General features: G+C 65.5%; 17 protein-coding genes. 5 read left to right on the top strand and 12 right to left on the bottom strand.

Annotation, left to right across the window (positions count from 1 at the left end; genetic code table 11):
- Positions 1-11 precede the first annotated feature (11 nt).
- From AC5YGJ_RS05745 to ndk, 4 genes are read right to left on the bottom strand one after another with little or no spacing between them, the layout of a single operon-like run.
- Positions 12-884: a RodZ domain-containing protein gene (locus AC5YGJ_RS05745; RefSeq protein ID WP_249844258.1), complete on the bottom strand. Its 873-nt coding sequence runs from the start codon at positions 882-884 to the stop codon at positions 12-14.
- 18 nt (positions 885-902) lie between these two features.
- Positions 903-1,688: a type IV pilus biogenesis/stability protein PilW gene (gene pilW / locus AC5YGJ_RS05750; RefSeq protein ID WP_107232308.1), complete on the bottom strand. Its 786-nt coding sequence runs from the start codon at positions 1,686-1,688 to the stop codon at positions 903-905.
- A complete protein-coding gene (gene rlmN, locus AC5YGJ_RS05755; protein ID WP_107232307.1) occupies positions 1,675-2,880 on the bottom strand; it encodes a dual-specificity RNA methyltransferase RlmN in 1,206 nt (401 codons plus the stop codon). Before rlmN ends, pilW begins: the two co-directional genes overlap by 14 nt.
- A 10-nt stretch (positions 2,881-2,890) precedes the next feature.
- Positions 2,891-3,316: a nucleoside-diphosphate kinase gene (gene ndk / locus AC5YGJ_RS05760; RefSeq protein WP_008265389.1), complete on the bottom strand. Its 426-nt coding sequence runs from the start codon at positions 3,314-3,316 to the stop codon at positions 2,891-2,893.
- A 317-nt stretch (positions 3,317-3,633) separates the two neighbouring features.
- On the opposite strand from ndk, the gene AC5YGJ_RS05765 reads away from it, so the two are divergent.
- From AC5YGJ_RS05765 to AC5YGJ_RS05775, 3 genes are all read left to right on the top strand, one after another.
- Positions 3,634-4,287 carry a TetR/AcrR family transcriptional regulator gene (locus AC5YGJ_RS05765; protein WP_107232306.1) on the top strand — a complete coding sequence of 218 codons (654 nt, stop codon included), beginning with the start codon at positions 3,634-3,636 and terminating at the stop codon, positions 4,285-4,287.
- 53 nt (positions 4,288-4,340) lie between these two features.
- Positions 4,341-6,713, top strand: a complete 2,373-nt coding sequence (locus AC5YGJ_RS05770; protein ID WP_496186036.1) for a 3-hydroxyacyl-CoA dehydrogenase/enoyl-CoA hydratase family protein — start codon at positions 4,341-4,343, stop codon at positions 6,711-6,713.
- 69 nt (positions 6,714-6,782) lie between these two features.
- Positions 6,783-7,991 carry an acetyl-CoA C-acyltransferase gene (locus AC5YGJ_RS05775; RefSeq protein WP_496186037.1) on the top strand — a complete coding sequence of 403 codons (1,209 nt, stop codon included), beginning with the start codon at positions 6,783-6,785 and terminating at the stop codon, positions 7,989-7,991.
- Between the two features lie 478 nt (positions 7,992-8,469).
- Here AC5YGJ_RS05775 and galU read toward each other — a convergent pair whose 3' ends face one another.
- The 8 genes from galU to cmk form a co-directional block, all read right to left on the bottom strand.
- The gene (gene galU, locus AC5YGJ_RS05780) at positions 8,470-9,348 is read right to left on the bottom strand and encodes a UTP--glucose-1-phosphate uridylyltransferase GalU (RefSeq protein WP_496186038.1); all 879 of its coding nucleotides are present in this window, start codon (positions 9,346-9,348) and stop codon (positions 8,470-8,472) included.
- Positions 9,345-11,258, bottom strand: a complete 1,914-nt coding sequence (locus tag AC5YGJ_RS05785) for a polysaccharide biosynthesis protein (protein WP_249844262.1) — start codon at positions 11,256-11,258, stop codon at positions 9,345-9,347. Before AC5YGJ_RS05785 ends, galU begins: the two co-directional genes overlap by 4 nt.
- 3 nt (positions 11,259-11,261) lie before the next feature.
- Complete coding sequence (locus tag AC5YGJ_RS05790) at positions 11,262-12,251, bottom strand: MraY family glycosyltransferase (RefSeq protein ID WP_496186039.1); 990 nt, start codon at positions 12,249-12,251, stop codon at positions 11,262-11,264.
- Positions 12,252-12,254: 3 nt separating this feature from the next.
- On the bottom strand, positions 12,255-13,433 hold the full coding sequence (lapB, locus tag AC5YGJ_RS05795; protein ID WP_057498115.1) for a lipopolysaccharide assembly protein LapB: 1,179 nt from the start codon (positions 13,431-13,433) through the stop codon (positions 12,255-12,257).
- 6 nt (positions 13,434-13,439) lie between these two features.
- Positions 13,440-13,724, bottom strand: a complete 285-nt coding sequence (locus AC5YGJ_RS05800) for a LapA family protein (RefSeq protein WP_249844264.1) — start codon at positions 13,722-13,724, stop codon at positions 13,440-13,442.
- A gap of 75 nt (positions 13,725-13,799) precedes the next feature.
- On the bottom strand, positions 13,800-14,105 hold the full coding sequence (locus AC5YGJ_RS05805) for an integration host factor subunit beta (protein WP_005409286.1): 306 nt from the start codon (positions 14,103-14,105) through the stop codon (positions 13,800-13,802).
- 89 nt (positions 14,106-14,194) lie between these two features.
- Positions 14,195-15,880: a 30S ribosomal protein S1 gene (rpsA, locus tag AC5YGJ_RS05810; protein WP_057498113.1), complete on the bottom strand. Its 1,686-nt coding sequence runs from the start codon at positions 15,878-15,880 to the stop codon at positions 14,195-14,197.
- Between the two features lie 198 nt (positions 15,881-16,078).
- On the bottom strand, positions 16,079-16,756 hold the full coding sequence (cmk, locus tag AC5YGJ_RS05815) for a (d)CMP kinase (RefSeq protein ID WP_496186040.1): 678 nt from the start codon (positions 16,754-16,756) through the stop codon (positions 16,079-16,081).
- Between the two features lie 197 nt (positions 16,757-16,953).
- On the opposite strand from cmk, the gene ykgO reads away from it, so the two are divergent.
- Together ykgO and AC5YGJ_RS05825 are read left to right on the top strand one after the other, a co-directional pair.
- The gene (gene ykgO, locus AC5YGJ_RS05820; protein ID WP_005409283.1) at positions 16,954-17,079 is read left to right on the top strand and encodes a type B 50S ribosomal protein L36; all 126 of its coding nucleotides are present in this window, start codon (positions 16,954-16,956) and stop codon (positions 17,077-17,079) included.
- 145 nt (positions 17,080-17,224) lie between these two features.
- Positions 17,225-17,554, top strand: a complete 330-nt coding sequence (locus AC5YGJ_RS05825; RefSeq protein ID WP_249844266.1) for a hypothetical protein — start codon at positions 17,225-17,227, stop codon at positions 17,552-17,554.
- Positions 17,555-17,579 lie beyond the last annotated feature (25 nt).

The following is a 17,579-nucleotide window of genomic DNA, read 5'->3' on the forward strand; positions in this document are numbered from 1 at the left end:
GAAACCGCGCCTCAGTGCGAAACCGGGACTACGGAGCCTTCAGAGGATACCTGAAAGCGTGCCACGTTGGCTCGCTGGTAGGGGGTCAGATCGACGATAGCGCCATTCTGCTGAACCTGGACCGCCGAGGCATTGCCCAGGGTCACCCGGGCCACCTGGCCGGGGGTGAAGCTGCGGCTCTCGCCGGACTTGATCAGTGCCTTCTCGACGGTGCCGCCGTCCGGGCCACCGATATCGACCCAGCTGTCGCCGCTGAACTGCATCTCCAGCGTGTTGCCGGCCGCCGCCGGGGCCGGCGCAGGACGCGGCACCGGGGCCAGCGAGGCCACGTACGGGGTGGCTGCCGGCTTGCTGGCCGGCGCGCTGCCGGCATCGGCCGGCGCGGCAGGCTCGACACCGGCCGCGGACGGGGCCACTGGCACCGCCGCCGGAATCGCATCCAGCGATGCGGTGCTCGGCGAGGAGCTGGCACTGCCATCGAAATGGCCGCGGGTGGCGAACCACACCGGCACCGCCAGCACCGCGGTGATGCCGACATACAGCACGCGCCGGCCAAGGTTCTCGGCAATGCGGCGCGCGCGCGGGGTATGGGTATGGCTGACCAGCGTCGGCGGCACTACCGGCCCGACCTGGGCCTGCTCGAGCAGCTGGCTGATATCCACGTTCAGCAGGCGCGCATAGCTGCGCAGCTGGCCGCGCACGAACACCGGCGCCCCCAGTTTCTGCCATTGTTCTTCTTCCAGGGACTTCACCACCTGGACGGGCATGCGCAGGCGCGAGCCAACGTCTTCAAGGGTCAGTCCGGCCGCCTCACGGGCCTGGCGAAGGCGGGTGCCACAGCCGGCCGCAGTCTCGAGAGCGCTCACAGTCTGGTCATCAATCACAATGCATCAACCCTGGAGTTAGGAGCCCGCATCCTGCGGAAATTCCTGTCGAATCCGCTGCAGATAGCGATCAGATGCCGCCCGATCGCCCAGCCGCGCTTCGATTTGAGAGGCAAGTTGTAACACGGAACGTGTTGCCGGTGCAGCCGCCATACGGCGCTCGGCGAAGGCGCGAGCCTCCATGTAGCGGCCCTGGCGGAAGCTCAGTTGTGCCATCGCCTCCAGTGCAACCGGGTTGCCGGGCACCGTCGCCAGCGCGGCGCGCAGGTCGCGTTCGGCACGCTCGAACTGCCCGGCATCCAGCGCACAGCCCCCGGCGTTGGCCTGGGCTTCGGCCGGCGTGGGATAGCCCGGTGCCTGCAGGGCGCGGTCGAACCACGCCAGCGATTCGGCCGGGCGTCCCTGCTGGCAAAGCCAGGCGCCATAGTTGTTGAGCACGTCACCCCGGGTCGGGGCCAGCTCGGCGGCCCGACGGAAGCCCTCGCCGGCCTGCACGGTACGGCCACGCCGCTCATCGATGCCGGCCAGCAGCACCAGCGCGTCCGGTTCGCCCGGGGCCAGTTTCATGGCTTCGCGTGCCTTGCGTTCGGCACCGTCGAGATTGCCGACCTGCATGTCGCGGGCCGCCAGCGTGAGCAGGTCGTTCAGGCGCACCTGGCGGCGCACCCCGTCCGGGTCGCGCACCGAATACACCGGCGCCTCGCTCGGTCCGAGCCTGGCCTTGGGATGGGATTTGCAGCCGCCGACCGCGAGGGCCAGCGTGCCTGCGAACAGGACCAGCCAGAGGCGGTCAGGCCGCGGCATCGCTCCCCTTCCCCGCCTGCAGCGTCTTGTTGAACTCGGCCTGGCGGCGGGTGCGGTCCATCACCTGGCCCTTGAGCTGGCCACAGGCGGCGTCGATGTCGTCGCCACGGGTGCGGCGGACCATGGTCAGCACGTTGCTGTCGAGCAGGATCTTCTGGAAGGCGCGGATATGCGCCTCTTCGGAGCGCTCGTAGCGGGTGCCCGGGAACGGGTTGAACGGAATCAGGTTGACCTTGCCCGAGTCCCTGGCCTGTACCGCGTTGTCGAACTGGTGCATCAGCCGGGCCAGCTCGCGGGCATGCTCGGGCTTGTCGTTGATGCCCTTCATCAGGGTGTACTCGAAGGTGACCGATTCGCGGCGCTTGTTGGCGCGCAGGTAGCGTGCGCACGAGGCCATCAGCTCAGCGATCGGGTACTTCTTGTTCAACGGCACCAGCGTTTCGCGCAGCGCGTCATTCGGCGCATGCAGGGAAACGGCCAGCGACACGTCGCTTTCGGCGGACAGGCGATCGATCTGCGGCACCAGGCCGGAGGTCGACAGGGTCACGCGCTTGTTGGCCAGGCCGTAGCCCAGATCGTCGCGCATCACGCTCATGGCGCGCACGACGTTGTCGAAATTCATCAGCGGCTCGCCCATGCCCATCATCACCACGTTGGTGAGGCGGCGCATCTGGTGCGGCACGTTGCCCAGGTGGCGCGCGGCGACCCACACCTGGCCGATGATCTCGGCGGTGGTCAGGTTGCGGTTGAAGCCCTGGGTGGCGGTGGAGCAGAACGTGCAGTTCAGGCCGCAGCCGACCTGCGAGGACACGCACAGCGTACCGCGCGTCTTGTCCGGGATGTACACGGTCTCGATGGCGTTCTTGCCATCCACGCCCATCGCCAGCAGCCACTTGTGGGTGCCGTCGGCGGAGGGCTTGTCGAACACGATGTTGGGGACAACGACCTCGGCATGGGCCTGCAGCTTGGCGCGCAGGACCTTGCCGAGATCGGTCATTTCATCGAAATCGGTGACGTAGCGATGGTGGATCCACTTCATCACCTGATGGGCACGGAACTTCTTTTCGCCGAGTTTTTCGACGAAAAACTGTTCCAGGCCCGCGCGATCGAGGTCGAGCAGGTTCTGCTTGCCAGCCGTGGGTGCCGACTTGGGCAGCGGCTGGATGGCGGGGGACTGTACGACCTCGTTCACGGCATTACTCTCAGCGCGAAACGACTTCGGTGGCGGCGAAGAAGTAGGCGATTTCAATCGCTGCATTCTCGACCGAGTCCGAGCCGTGAGCGGCGTTGGCATCGATGGATTCGGCGAAGTCGGCGCGGATGGTACCGGCGGCGGCTTCCTTCGGGTTGGTGGCGCCCAGCAGGTCGCGGTGGGCCAGGACGGCGTTCTCGCCTTCCAGGGCCTGGATCATCACCGGGCCGGAGATCATGAACTCGACCAGCGCGTTGAAGAACGGACGCTCGCGGTGCACGGCGTAGAAGCCTTCGGCTTCGCGGCGCGACAGCTGCTTGTACTTGGCGGCCACGACCTTCAGGCCGGCCTTCTCGAAGCGGGCGTAGATTTCGCCGATGACGTTCTTGGCAACGGCGTCCGGCTTGATGATCGAAAGGGTGCGCTCCAGCGCCATGGGATGTCTCCAATGGAATCGGGCCGCTGATGGCCCGAAGGGTAACATGAAAAAAACCCGCGTCGGGACGCGGGCTTAGCCTGATAAACGTAGGCGAATTGTAAAAGATAAAGCGGCGCCGTGGTAGTGCCGGCCGCCGGCTGGCAACCCGTGGCCGCCAGGGGGCGGAGCCCCTGCGCGGATCCGACCCCACCGCGCCCATTCACCCACCTGAGCGGATTCTGACCGCCCCGGGCATTTCTGCTGCACTGCAAAATGCCATACGCTACCGTCTGGTTCTAGTATCAAACAATCGTTTGATTAAGGTCCGCCCGCCGATGGCCAAGCCCGCCCACTTCTCGACCAAGGACCGGATCCTCGGTGCCGCCGAGGAGCTGTTCGCCCAGCACGGCTTCGCCGGCACCTCGCTGCGCCAGGTCACCAGCCAGGCCGACGTCAACATCGCGGCGGTCAACTACCACTTCGGCTCCAAGGAAAACCTGGTCAACGAGGTGTTCCGCCGTCGCATGGACGAGATGACCGGTGCCCGCCTGTCACAGCTCGAGCGCGCCCGTGCCGAACACCCCGGCCAGCTGCGCCCGGTGCTGGCCGCCTTCGTCGAGCCGGCGCTGGCACTGGCCCAGGACCGCCAGAACGGCGGCGCCTTCGTGCGCGTGATCGCCCGCGCCTACGCCGAGAAGAACGACAACCTGCGCAAGTTCCTGTCCGACCACTACGGCCATGTGCTGCGTGCGTTCGGCAAGGCCATCGGCGAGTGCATTCCCGACCTGAGCAAGGAAGAGTTGTACTGGCGCCTGGACTTCCTGGCCGGCTCGCTGACCTATGCGATGGCCGACTTCGGGCTGATCAAGCGTCCCGCCGGTGTCACCGAAGCGGCGCATCGTGCCCATGCCGCCCACGAACTGATCCATTTCGCCGAAGCCGGGTTCCGCGCCGCCGCACGCGCCAGCGCCCTGCCCGCTTCTCCGTAATTCCATCGGGTGCGACCCACCCCGTAACTGCTGACCAACAAAGGCCCTACACCATGTCCAATTCCCTGCTAGTCCGCCGCGCCGCCGTGCTGGGTGCCGGCGTCATGGGTGCCCAGATCGCCGCCCACCTCACCAACGCTGGCGTCGACACCGTGCTGTTCGACCTGCCCGCCAAGGAAGGTCCGGCCGACGGCATCGTGCTGAAGGCGATCGCCAACCTGGGCAAGCTGAGCCCGGCGCCGCTGGCCAGCAAGTCGCTGGCCGAAGCCATCACCCCGGCCAACTACGAGTCCGGCCTGGAGCAGCTGAAGGACTGCGACCTGATCATCGAGGCCATCGCCGAGCGCATGGACTGGAAGCAGGACCTGTACAAGAAGATCGGCCCGTTCGTGGCCGATCACGCGGTGCTGGCCTCCAACACCTCCGGCCTGGGCATCAACAAGCTGGCCGACGTGCTGCCCGAGCAGCTGCGCCACCGCTTCTGCGGCGTGCACTTCTTCAACCCGCCGCGCTACATGCACCTGGCCGAACTGATTCCGGCCACCACCACCGACAAGGCCGTGCTGGAAGGCCTGGAAGCGTTCCTGGTCACCACCCTGGGCAAGGGCGTGGTGTACGCCAAGGACACCCCGAACTTCATCGGCAACCGCATCGGCGTGTTCTCGATCCTGTCCACCATCCACCATACCCAGCAGTTCGGCCTGGGCTTTGATGAAGTGGACGGCCTGACCGGCCCGCTGGTGGGCCGCCCGAAGTCGGCCACCTACCGCACCTCCGACGTGGTCGGCCTGGACACCATGGCCCACGTCATCAAGACCATGGGCGACACCCTGCCCAACGACCCGTGGCATGAATTCTTCAAGTCGCCGAAGTGGCTGGACGCGCTGATTGCCAAGGGCGCGCTGGGCCAGAAAACCGGCGCCGGCATCTTCCGCAAGGTCGGCAAGGACATCGTGGTGCTGGACCTGGAGAAGCAGGACTACCGTCCGGCTGACCGCACCGCTGCACCGGAAGTGGTCGAGATCCTGAAGATCAGGAACCCGGCCGAGAAGTTCGCCAAGCTGCGCGAGAGCCAGCACCCGCAGGCGCAGTTCCTGTGGGCGACCTTCCGCGACCTGTTCCACTACAGCGCCTACCACCTGGCCGATATCGCCGAGACCGCGCGTGACGTCGACCTGGCCATCCGCTGGGGCTACGGCTGGTCGCTGGGCCCGTTCGAAACCTGGCAGGCTGCCGGCTGGAAGCAGGTCGCGCAGTGGATTGCCGATGACATCGTGGCCGGCAAGAGCATGAGCAACGCCCCGCTGCCGGACTGGGTGTTCGATGGCCGCGACGGCGTGCACGCCGCCGAGGGCAGCTACAGCCCGTCGCGCAACGCCAAGCTGCCGCGCTCGTCGCTGCCGGTGTACCAGCGCCAGCGTTTCCCCGATCCGCTGCTGGGCGAGAAGTTCGCGCCGGGCGAGACGGTGTTCGAGAACGACGGCCTGCGCATGTGGCATGACGGCGATGGCATCGCCGTGGTCAGCTTCAAAACCAAGATGAACACTGTGTCCGACCAGGTGCTGGATGGCCTGCAGGAATGCGTCAGCCGCGCCGAGAAGGACTTCCAGGGCCTGGTGATCTGGCAACAGAAGGAACCCTTCTCCGCTGGTGCCGACCTGGCCGGTGCGCTGGGCCTGCTGCAGGCCGGCAAGGTCGACCAGTTCGAAGAAATGGTCGCCAACTTCCAGCGCACCAGCCAGCGCATCAAGTACTCGCTGGTGCCAGTGGTGGCCGCGGTGCGTGGCCTGGCCCTGGGTGGCGGCTGCGAGTTCCAGATGCACAGCGCCAAGACCGTGGCCTTCCTGGAAAGCTACATCGGCCTGGTCGAGGCCGGCGTCGGCCTGCTGCCGGCCGGTGGTGGCCTGAAGGAACTGGCCGTGCGCGCCTCGCAGGCTGCCGGTCCGGGCGGTGATGTGTTCGCCGAACTGAAGAAGACCTTCGAGACCGTGGCCATGGCCAAGGTGTCCAACTCGGCAGTCAATGCCCAGGAACTGGGCCTGCTGCGCAGCACCGACAAGGTAGTGTTCAACAGCTACGAGGCGCTGTACATCGCCAAGGCCGAAGCGCGTGCACTGGCCGAAGCCGGTTACCGCCCGCCGCTGCCGGCACGCCGCATCCAGGTGGCCGGTGACGTGGGCATCGCCACCTTCAAGATGATGCTGGTCAACATGCTGGAAGGCCGTTTCATCAGCCCGTACGACTACGAGATCGCCGAGCGCATCGCCACCGTGCTGTGCGGCGGCAAGGTCGATCGCGGCACTCTGGTGGACGAAGAGTGGCTGCTGACCCTGGAGCGCAAGCATTTCGTTGAACTGGCCCAGCAGGAAAAGACCCAGGCCCGCATCGCGCACATGCTCAAGACCGGCAAGCCGCTGCGGAACTGACGGAAGACATCGGTAGTGCCGGCCGCTGGCCGGCAACCTCTTCCAAACCCTATTCAAGAGATCACTGCAATGACCAAGCAAATCCAGGACGCCTACATCGTCGCCGCCACCCGTACCCCGGTTGGCAAGGCGCCCAAGGGCATGTTCCGCAACACCCGCCCCGACGACATGCTTGCGCACGTGCTGCGCAGCGTCGTCGCACAGGCGCCGGGCGTGGACGTCAACCGCATCGATGACGCGATCATCGGCTGCGCCATGCCGGAAGCCGAGCAGGGCATGAACGTGGCGCGCATCGGCGTGCTGCTGGCCGGCCTGCCCAACACCATCGCCGCACAGACCGTGAACCGCTTCTGTTCCTCCGGCCTGCAGGCGGTGGCGCAGGCTGCCGATGCGATCCGCCTGGGCAACGCCGACCTGATGCTGGCCGGCGGCACCGAGTCGATGTCGATGGTGCCGATGATGGGCAACAAGATCGCGATGGCACCGAGCGTGTTCGACAACGACCACGTGGCCATCGCCTACGGCATGGGCATCACCGCCGAGAAGGTGGCCGAAGAGTGGAAGGTCTCGCGCGAAGACCAGGACGCGTTCGCCCTGGCCTCGCACCAGAAGGCCATGGCCGCGATCCAGAACGGCGAGTTCAAGGATGAGATCAGCCCGTACGAGATCGTCTCGCACCTGCCGGACCTGGCCGACGGCAAGCGCATCATCACCCGCAACAAGGTGGCCGACACCGACGAAGGCCCGCGCCCGGATTCCTCGGCTGAAGGCCTGGCCAAGCTGCGCCCGGTGTTCCGCAACGGCCAGTTCGGTGGCACCGTCACCGCCGGCAACTCCTCGCAGATGAGCGACGGTGCCGGCGCGGTGCTGCTGGCCTCGGAACAGGCGATCAAGGATTACGGCCTGACCCCGCTGGCCCGCTTCGTCAGCTTCTCGGTGGCCGGCGTGCGTCCGGAAGTGATGGGCATTGGCCCGATCGCCGCGATTCCGAAGGCGCTGAAGCAGGCCGGCCTGACCCAGGATCAGCTGGACTGGATCGAATTGAACGAAGCCTTCGCCGCGCAGTCGCTGGCGGTGATCCGCGATTGCGGCCTGGACCCGAGCAAGGTCAACCCGCTGGGCGGCGCGATCGCCCTGGGCCACCCGCTGGGTGCGACCGGCGCGATCCGTACCGCCACCCTGCTGCACGGCCTGCGTCGTCGCCAGCAGAAGTACGGCATGGTGACCATGTGCATCGGCACCGGCATGGGCGCGGCGGGTATTTTCGAGACGCTGTAAGTTTCAAAGCGTTGCCGGCTGATTATTGGTTGGCTGTGGGGCCCGGGTGGGTGAGGTTGCCCGGGACACGCCGTGAACCCGTCCCTGGGGGCTCGATGGCGCCATCCATGGCGCCAACGGTCCCAGTCAGCCTCACCCACCCGCGCCACCCAACATTCCGCGCGGCGGAGGGATGAGCAAAGGCAGGGTCAAAGGCCGGGATCAGAGCCCTTTGCGATGCAAAGGGATCTGACCCCAACACGCAAAAAAGGCAGCCTATGGCTGCCTTTTTTGCGTGTGCTTCTGCCTTTGATTCCGCCCTTCCCGTCCGCGCCACACGGAAACTGTCGAGAGGGGGCGGATGGCCCTCTCCAAAACCGTTGGCGCCATGGATGGCGCCATCGAGCACCATGGAAGGGCTTTGGCGTGTTTTGGAGAGGGCCATCCGCCCCCTCCCCCGCGTATCAAACAAGGCGCTGCACGGAGCGCTTGATAAACCTTACTCCGCCAGCATCGCCGCCAGCTTCTCCCGCGCCGGGCCGGCCAGCTTCGGGTTGTCCAGCGCGAAGCGGATCGTCGCTTCGACCAGACCCAGGTGCGTACCGCAGTCGAAACGGATGCCCTCGAACCGATAGGCGTCGACCTGTTCGGTCTTCAGCAGCTGCGCGATCGCATCGGTCAGCTGAATCTCGCCACCGGCACCGCTGCCGGTCTGCTCCAGCAGTTCGAAGATCTTCGGGCTCAGCACATAGCGGCCGACCACGGCCAGATCACTCGGCGCGTCCTCCGGCTTGGGCTTCTCCACGATCTGCGAGATGCGTCCCTTGCGGCCATCGAACGCCTCGGTGGCGACGATGCCATAGCTGGCGGTCTTGTCATGCGGCACGTCTTCCACCGCGATCACGCTGGCGCCACTGGCTTCGTTGAGATCGGCCATCTGCTTCAACGCGCCGTCGCCACGGTTCCAGATCAGGTCGTCCGGCAGCAGCACGGCAAAGGGCTCGTCGCCGATGACCGCCTTGGCGCAGAGCACCGCATGGCCCAGGCCGAGGGCTTCGGCCTGGGTGACGAAGATCGCGCGCACGCCGTTGGGCAGCACGTGGCGGATCATCTCCAGCTGTTCCTGCTTGCCAGCGCGCTCGAGCTTCTGCTCCAGCTCGTAGGCCTTGTCGAAATAGTCGGCCACCGCGTGCTTGTAGCGGTTGGTGATGAACACCAGCGTGTCGCAGCCCGCTTCAATCGCTTCGTCCACCGCGTACTGGATCAGCGGACGATCAATGATGGGCAGCATCTCCTTCGGCACGGTCTTGGTTGCGGGCAGAAAACGCGTGCCCAGCCCTGCCACGGGAAATACCGCCTTGCGAATTCGCTTGCTCATTGGTGCCTGTTGGCCTCACGTGCCGGGAAAGGCACGACTTTAGCGGATGAAATGTAAGCGTCCTGTTCGATCGGCGAGAATTCCGGCATCGTCGTGAACAGAATTTCCTGGATGCTGGCGGTGTCGTAGCTGGCGATCGCCTCGCGCAGACGCGGCACGTTGCCCAGCACCAGGTCGCGCGAGAACGCGCGCACGCCGGCCTCGAGAATCTTTGGATGCGCGGTCGAACGATAATCCTCGTCCGAATAGAACAGCGTCTCGTGCAGCTTCTCGCCGGGGCGCAGGCCGGTGTAGATGATCTGGATGTCCTTGTACGGCTGCTTGCCGGTCAGACGGATCATCTGCTCGGCCAGCACGCGGATCGGCACCGGCTCGCCCATGTCCAGCGTATAGATGGCGCCATGCGACGCCGAGGCGGCTGCCTGCAGGATCAGCTGGCAGGCCTCGGGGATGGTCATGAAGTACCGGCTGACTTCCGGGTCGGTGACGGTGATCGGACCACCCCGCAGGATCTGTTCGCGGAACAGCGGCACCACGCTGCCGGCCGAGGCCAGCACGTTGCCGAAGCGGACCGTGACGAAACGGGTGTGCGTGGACTTCTGGTCCAGGCTCTGGCAGATCATCTCGGCGTAGCGCTTGCTCGCACCCAGCGCATTGACCGGATCGACCGCCTTGTCGGTGGAGATGAACACGAAATGCTCCACCCGTGCCTCCAGGCACGCGCGGGCCACGTTCTCGGTCGCCAGGATGTTGTTGCGCACCGCTTCGCGCAGCTGCCGCTCCAGCACGGGCACGTGCTTGTAGGCGGCGGCGTGGAAGGCGGTATCGACCGGATGCAGCGACAACGCGTGGCGGATCACCGCCGGGTCGCCGCAATCGCCGAGTACGGCCTCGATCTCGACATCGGGAAAGCTGCGGCGCAGCTCGCCTTCGATGGTCAACAGCAGCAGCTCGCTGATTTCCAGCAGGATGATGCGGCCGGCCCCATGTCGTGCGCACTGCCGGCACAGCTCGGAGCCGATCGAGCCACCGGCGCCGGTCACCATCACGGTGCGTCCGCCCAGCCAGCCCCGGATCAGGTTCCAGTCCGGCATGATCGGCTTGCGCCCCAGCAGGTCTTCGATCGCCACTTCCTTCAGCTGGCCCGGCAACGACTGGCCCTGCAGGATGTCGCTGAGCTTGGGCACGGTGCGGAACGGCACGCCGGTGCTTTCACAGATGGCGACCACCCGCTGCATGCCAGCGGCATCCAGCGATGGAATGGCGATGACCAGCAGCTTGGCCGCGGTTTCGCGCACCACGGTCGGCGCATCGTCCAGCGTGCCCAGGATCGGCAGACCCTGCAGCTTGGCCCCACGCAGGTGCGGGGCGTCGTCGAGCAGGCCGACCGGCTCGAAATTGCCGGAGCGGCGCAGGTCGCGTACCAGGGTTTCGGCCGCCTGGCCGGCGCCCAGGATCAGTACCCGGCGCGCGCTGGAATCGGACTGCAGTGCCTGGTAATCCTTCCAGGCCCGGTACAACAGGCGCGGTGCGCCCAGCAGCGCCGACAGCGCGAACGGATAGATCACCAGCACCGACATCGGCACGCCGTCGAAGCGCTTCCACATCAGCACCAGGACGATGGCGACCATGCCGATGAAGCTGGCCTTGAAGATGTTCAGCAGGTCGCTGACGCTGGCGAAACGCCACAGCCCGCGATACAGGCCCACCCGCCAGAACACCAGGCCCTGCAGCAGCAGCACCAGGGTGGTATCGACATTCCAGAGCGGCAACGCAGGCGCGTTGGGCAGGATCGAGTAGCGACCTGCATGGAGCAACTGCCAGCATGCCCAGACCATGAACAGGTCATGGCAGACGATGGCCGAACGCGGCATCAGGCCGAGAATTCTGTCCCGCCAGGGTGAAGCCATAAGTCAGGTAGTTCCTTGTCGATGGCGCATTCCATTGCGCAGGAGGAGCCAAAGGACAGTCAGCGCGATGAACCACGCGACCGCCACGACAGCCTCCCACCTCGGCTGCAGATTCGAGCAGACATTGAACACTGTAATACTGAATAGGCCCAAAGCAAAGTACATCCCTGTCACCTGGGGGTGACTGGCTCCTGCCTGCACCGCGCGCTGGTAGACGTGCTGGGTATGGGGTTCCATCCAGCGTTGTCCGGAAATGATGCGCGCCAGCAGTGTGAAGCCTGCGTCCACGAGGAACGGCGAAATGGGCACCAGCAGCAGGATCCAGTGGATGTCGGTACGCACGCTGGCGATGGCCAGCACCACGGCGACCGCATAGCCGAGCGCGCCACTACCGACATCGCCCATGAAGATCCGGGCCCGGGGGAAGTTGAACGGCAGGAAACCCAGGCAGGCCAGGCCCAGAGCGATGGCCGCCAGCGAGTACGGCCACGGCAGCACCGGCGCCAGGCCCAGCGTGGCCACCACTGCCTGGCTGGCGGCGATACCGTTGATGCCGTCCATGAAGTTCCAGATGTTGATCAGCGAGGCGGTGAACAGCAGCACCAGCACCGCCAGCAGCCAGCTGCCGCCGTGCACCTTGACCAGCCCCGCCAGCAGCGCGGCGGCGATGAAGTGCACCATCAGCCGGCGCATCGCCGGCAGCGGCCTGTGGTCATCCCACCAACCAATGCCGGCAACCAGCACCAGCCCGAGGCTGGCCACCAGCAGGCTGGGCGTGGCCTGCGGCCAGGCCCACATGGCCGCGCCCGCGGCCACCAGCAGGCTGATGACAATGGCAATGCCGCCACCGCGGGGCGTGGCAACGCTATGGCTGCGGCGCTCGCCGGGCTGGTCCAGCAACTGCCGGCGCAGGGCGTAACCGCGCGCCGCCCAGGTCAGCGCCGCGCTGAGCAGCGCAAGCGCCAGCAGCGCCGCCATCACAAGCCACGGCATGGATCAGAGCACCGCGTAGTTCAGCAGCGGCTTGACCGTACCCCATTCCTTGCAGCTCGGGCACTGCCAGTGATGGGTGCGCGCACCGAAGCCGCAGCGCGTGCAACGGTAAGCCGGGTTGCGTACCAGCAGCTGGTCGGTGATGTGCTTGAGGTCGTGCAGGGTGGCCGTGGAATCGGCACCTTCGGCCAGGGTCAGGTCGATCAGCGCCGACTCGCCGCGCACCGAGGGGCGGTCCTTCAACTGGCGGCCGAGATAGGCCCGTGCCGGCGCCACGCCCTCCTGCTCTTCCATCAGGCGGGTGAGTGCCAGCACCGGGGCGATGCCACGGTAGTGCTCGGTCATTTCCGACAGGAACGCACGCGCGCCCGCCAGGTCGCCCACCTTGCGGTAGTTCTGCATCAGCGCCGGCAGCAGCTCGGGCAGGTATTCGGGGTCGTTGCGGGCGGCACGCTCGAACGCGCGCACGGCCGCTTCGGAATTACCGGCATCGGTTTCCAGGCGGCCTTCGATGATGCCGGCACGCACCGACATCGCATCGGCCTGGTAGGCGCGGGCGATGGCCGCCCTCGCCTCTTCCAGCTTGCCGGCGCCACGGAAGCGCTCGGCCAGCTCGCACTCGAACTGCCCGATCAGCTTGCCCATCGGCTCGCCGGTGACGTCTTCGAAACGGGTGGCGTTGTCGATCGCCTTTTCCCAGTCACGCTCGGCCTGGTAGATGCCGATCAGATGCTTGAGCGCCTGCGGTGCGCGCTGGTCAAGCTGGGCCAGTTCGGTGAAGACCGTCTCGGCCCGATCCAGCAGACCGGACTTCATGTAGTCCTCGCCCAGCGCCAGCAGGGCCTGCACACGCTGCGCGTCACTGAGGTCGCTGCGGTTGACCAGGCCCTGGTGCAGGCGGATGGCACGATCGACTTCGCCGCGGCGGCGGAACAGATGGCCCAGCGCGACCTGGGTCTCGAAGGTTTCCTTGTCCAGCTCGGCGATATGCAGGAACAGCTCGATGGCCTTGTCCGGTTGCTCGTTGAGCAGGTAGTTCAGGCCGCGGAAGTAGGTGCTGGACAGGCGGCTGACCTGGTTGTCACCGTGGCGCTGACCGCCACGCCGTCCGATCACCCATCCGGCCAGAGCGGCCAGCGGGACGAACAGGAAGAACCAGAACCACTCGGTGACGAAATCCATCTTCGATCAGCGTCCATCAAAGGATTGGGGGGAGGCAACCGGTGCCGGCGAGGCGGCAGCGGACTTGTTGGCGCGGCGCAGCTGGCTGTACAGCGGAATGACCACGCTCACCAGCACCAGGCCGGCACCGACGATGACACCGATCAGCAGGGCCGCAATCAGCGCCACACCAACGGAGGTATTCAATTGGGTAAACAGCAGGTTGATCGACATCGCGGTCATGTTGACCGCACCGATGATCAATCCAAGGATCAGCACCGCCAGCAGGACCAGCAGACGAAAGACCTTCATGCGAGAGCTCCAGTGGCAGGAGTCCGTAGCTTATCCGACTCGCGGCTGGATTCGCACGCGGTGGCGCGACGGGGCTCAGGCCGGATCGGCGTCCAGCGGCAGCACGCTGCTGACCCGCTCGCGCAGTTCCTTGCCCGGCTTGAAATGGGGAACGTGCTTGCCCGGCAGGGCGACCGATTCGCCGGTCTTCGGGTTGCGACCCAGGCGCGGCGGCCGGTAGTGCAGCGAGAAGCTGCCAAAACCACGGATTTCGATGCGATCCCCGGCGGACAGCGAACCGCCCATCATTTCCAGCAACGACTTTACCGCCAGATCGACATCATCGGCCTTCAGGTGCGCCTGGCGGCGCGCGAGGATTTCGATCAGTTCGGATTTGGTCATCGCCGGCTCACATCAGGGGTCACTCAGCCTGAAACGGCCCGGGCAATGCCCGGGCCGTCCAGGAAACAACGAACAGCTACAGGCCGATATTACTCGGACTTGTTGCCGTTCAGCTGTGCACGCAGCAGCGCGCCCAGCTGGGTGGTGCCGCTGGAAGCCGAAGAGGACTGGTATTCCTCCAGCACTTCGCGCATTTCAGCGTCGTCCTTGGCCTTGATCGACAGCTGCAGGGTGCGGCCCTTGCGGTCCATGCCCACGAACTTGGCTTCGACCTTGTCGCCGACCTTCAGGTGCTGGGTGGCGTCGTCAACGCGCTCGTTGGCGATGTCGCGTGCCGAGACGTAACCTTCGATGCCGTCAGCGAGCTCGATGATCGCGCCCTTGGCGTCGACTTCCTTCACCACGCCTTCGACCTTGGAGCCCTTCGGATTGGCAGCCATGTACTGGCCGAACGGATCCTGCTCCAGCTGCTTCACGCCCAGGGAGATGCGCTCGCGTTCCGGATCGACGGCCAGGACAACGGCGTCCAGGGTGTCGCCCTTCTTGAAGTTGCGAACGACGTCTTCGCCGGTGGTGTTCCAGCTGATGTCGGACAGGTGGACCAGGCCGTCGATGCCGCCGTCCAGGCCGATGAAGATGCCGAAGTCGGTGATCGACTTGATCTGGCCCGACACCTTGTCACCCTTCTTGTGGGTGGCAGCGAAGGTTTCCCACGGATTGGCGGCAACCTGCTTCATGCCCAGCGAGATGCGGCGACGCTCTTCATCGACGTCCAGCACCATCACTTCGACTTCGTCACCCACCTGCACAACCTTGGACGGGTTGACGTTCTTGTTGGTCCAATCCATCTCCGAGACGTGCACCAGGCCTTCGACGCCCGGCTCGATCTCAACGAACGCGCCGTAATCGGTGACGTTGGAGACCTTGCCGAAGACGCGGCTGTTGGCCGGGTAACGACGGGCGATGTTATCCCACGGATCTTCGCCCAGCTGCTTCAGGCCCAGCGAAACGCGGTTGCGCTCGCGGTCGAACTTCAGCACGCGCACGTCCAGCTCGTCGCCGACGTTGACCACTTCGGACGGATGGCGCACGCGCTTCCATGCCATGTCGGTGATGTGCAGCAGGCCGTCGATACCGCCCAGGTCCACGAACGCGCCGTAGTCGGTCAGGTTCTTGACGACACCCTTCAGGATCGCGCCTTCCTGCAGCTTGTCCATCAGCTGCTCGCGCTCTTCCGAGTGCTCGCTTTCGACGACAGCGCGGCGCGAGACCACGACGTTGTTACGCTTGCGGTCCAGCTTGATGAGCTTGAACTCGAGTTCCTTGCCTTCCAGGTAGGCCGGATCGCGCACCGGGCGCACATCGACCAGGGAACCCGGCAGGAAGGCGCGGACATCCTTGATGTCCACGGTGAAACCACCCTTGACCTTGCCGCTGATGCGGCCGGTGATGGTTTCGTTCTTTTCCAACGCTTCTTCCAGCTCGTCCCACACCATCGCGCGCTTGGCCTTCTCGCGCGACAGGACGGTTTCGCCGAAGCCGTTCTCGATCGAGTCGAGGGCGACCTTGACGATGTCGCCTTCGGCGACGTCGATTTCGCCAGCGTCGTTACGGAACTGTTCGATCGGCACGATGCCTTCGGACTTCAGGCCAGCGTTGATCACCACGACGTCGCCGCGGACTTCAACAACGGTACCGCTGACGATGGCGCCCGGCTTCAGCTTGGCCAGATTGGCCTGGCTGGCTTCAAACAGTTCGGCAAATGATTCGGTCATTAGATTTACTCTGTTGGACACATGGGTCGGTGGCGTCCCCTTCAGGGGAATGGCGACCGCCCGCCTGTTGGTCGACCCCGGAAACGCAGGTCGTGTGTAGTAGGAAAACCGCCACGCATCATTGCGCGACGGAGCTTGTACAGCACTGCAGTGCGCGACCACCACCGGTGTTGCTGGCAGTGCTCCTGCGCGAACGGATCAGGCAGCCGGAACCGGAAGCAGATCCATCACTCTGGCAACGACATCTGCGATGCCGATGCCTGTGGTGTCGATGAGGACAGCATCGTCTGCCGGCTTCAGGGGCGCCACGGTACGCTGAGCATCACGGGCGTCGCGGGCCATGATCTCGCGCAGGAGGTCATCAAAGTTAACAGAAACCCCCTTGTCTTTCAACTGCTTATGCCGGCGCTCGGCGCGCTCCTCGGCACTGGCGGTCAGGAACACCTTGTAGGGGGCGTCCGGGAAGATCACCGTACCCATGTCGCGGCCGTCGGCGACCAGGCCCGGCATCTCCCTGAATACGCGCTGGCGCTCTTTCAGGGCGGCCCGGACCTCCGGAATGGCGGCAATGGCCGAGGCCAGGGCGCCGGTGGTCTCCAGGCGCAGTTCGTCGGTGGCATCGGAGCCGTTGACCATGACCCGCATGGCATCGCCCTGCTCGACAAACTGAACGTGGGTGTCGAAGGTGCAGCGGACCAGCGCCGAGGCGTCGGAGGTATCGATGTCGGCCCAGCTGGCGGCCACGCCCACCGCCCGGTACAGCGCGCCCGAATCCAGGTAATGCCAGCCCATCCGGCGCGCGACAATGCGGCTGATGGTACCCTTGCCGGCCCCGGATGGGCCGTCGATGGTCAGGACGGGAGCGAGTGGATTCATGGGGGTCCCAGAGCGTGTGAAGGGGTCATTCTAGCCCCTGCCAGACGCCCCCAACGGGATCTTTTGTGCAACCACTTGAAACCACGAGGAAAAGCCCGGTAGAATGGCGGGCTTGAACGAGCGTCAACTGCCGATTGTCTTTCGCATATCGCGGCCACGCTCCACCCGAACAACTACTGTTTACGCCGAGGTATGCCATGAAAGTCCTGTCCTCCCTGAAGTCGGCGAAGGCCCGTCACCGTGACTGCAAGGTCGTGCGTCGTCGTGGCAAGATCTTCGTCATCTGCAAGTCGAACCCGCGTTTCAAGGCGCGTCAGCGCTAAGCCTCACAGCCTTCCGGCTGCGGCTGGCCCTGCGCGGGGCCGACCCGATGCAAGAAACCGCCTTCGGGCGGTTTTTTGTTTATGCGGCTTTTTCCTGCCGTTTTTGCTGTAATCGCCTTTCTTGACCACTGGGGAGTAGATCGAGATGAAGCGTTACCTGTCCGCATTGGCCGTCCTGGCCACCCTGGCCACCGCCACGCCGGCGCTGGCCGATACCCTGCTTGTCGACCGCGCCCGCGAAAAGCCGGCCGGTGCCCTGCCCGTGCGCGGCCAGAGCATGCAGCAGGTGCAGGCACAGTTCGGCGCGCCGAGCGAACAGCTGCAGCCGCGCGGCGGGCAGAAGCGGCAATGGCCGACCATCAACCGCTGGGTGTACCCGCAGTTCACCGTCTACTTCGAGAAGCAGAAGGTGATCGACGTGGTGGCCAACCAGGCGGACCCGAACGAAATCGGCCCGAAGCCGCCGATCCGTTGATCCCCTTACCCGCCCTGGGCGGGCC

Source organism: Stenotrophomonas sp. CS3K5 (assembly GCF_059515225.1).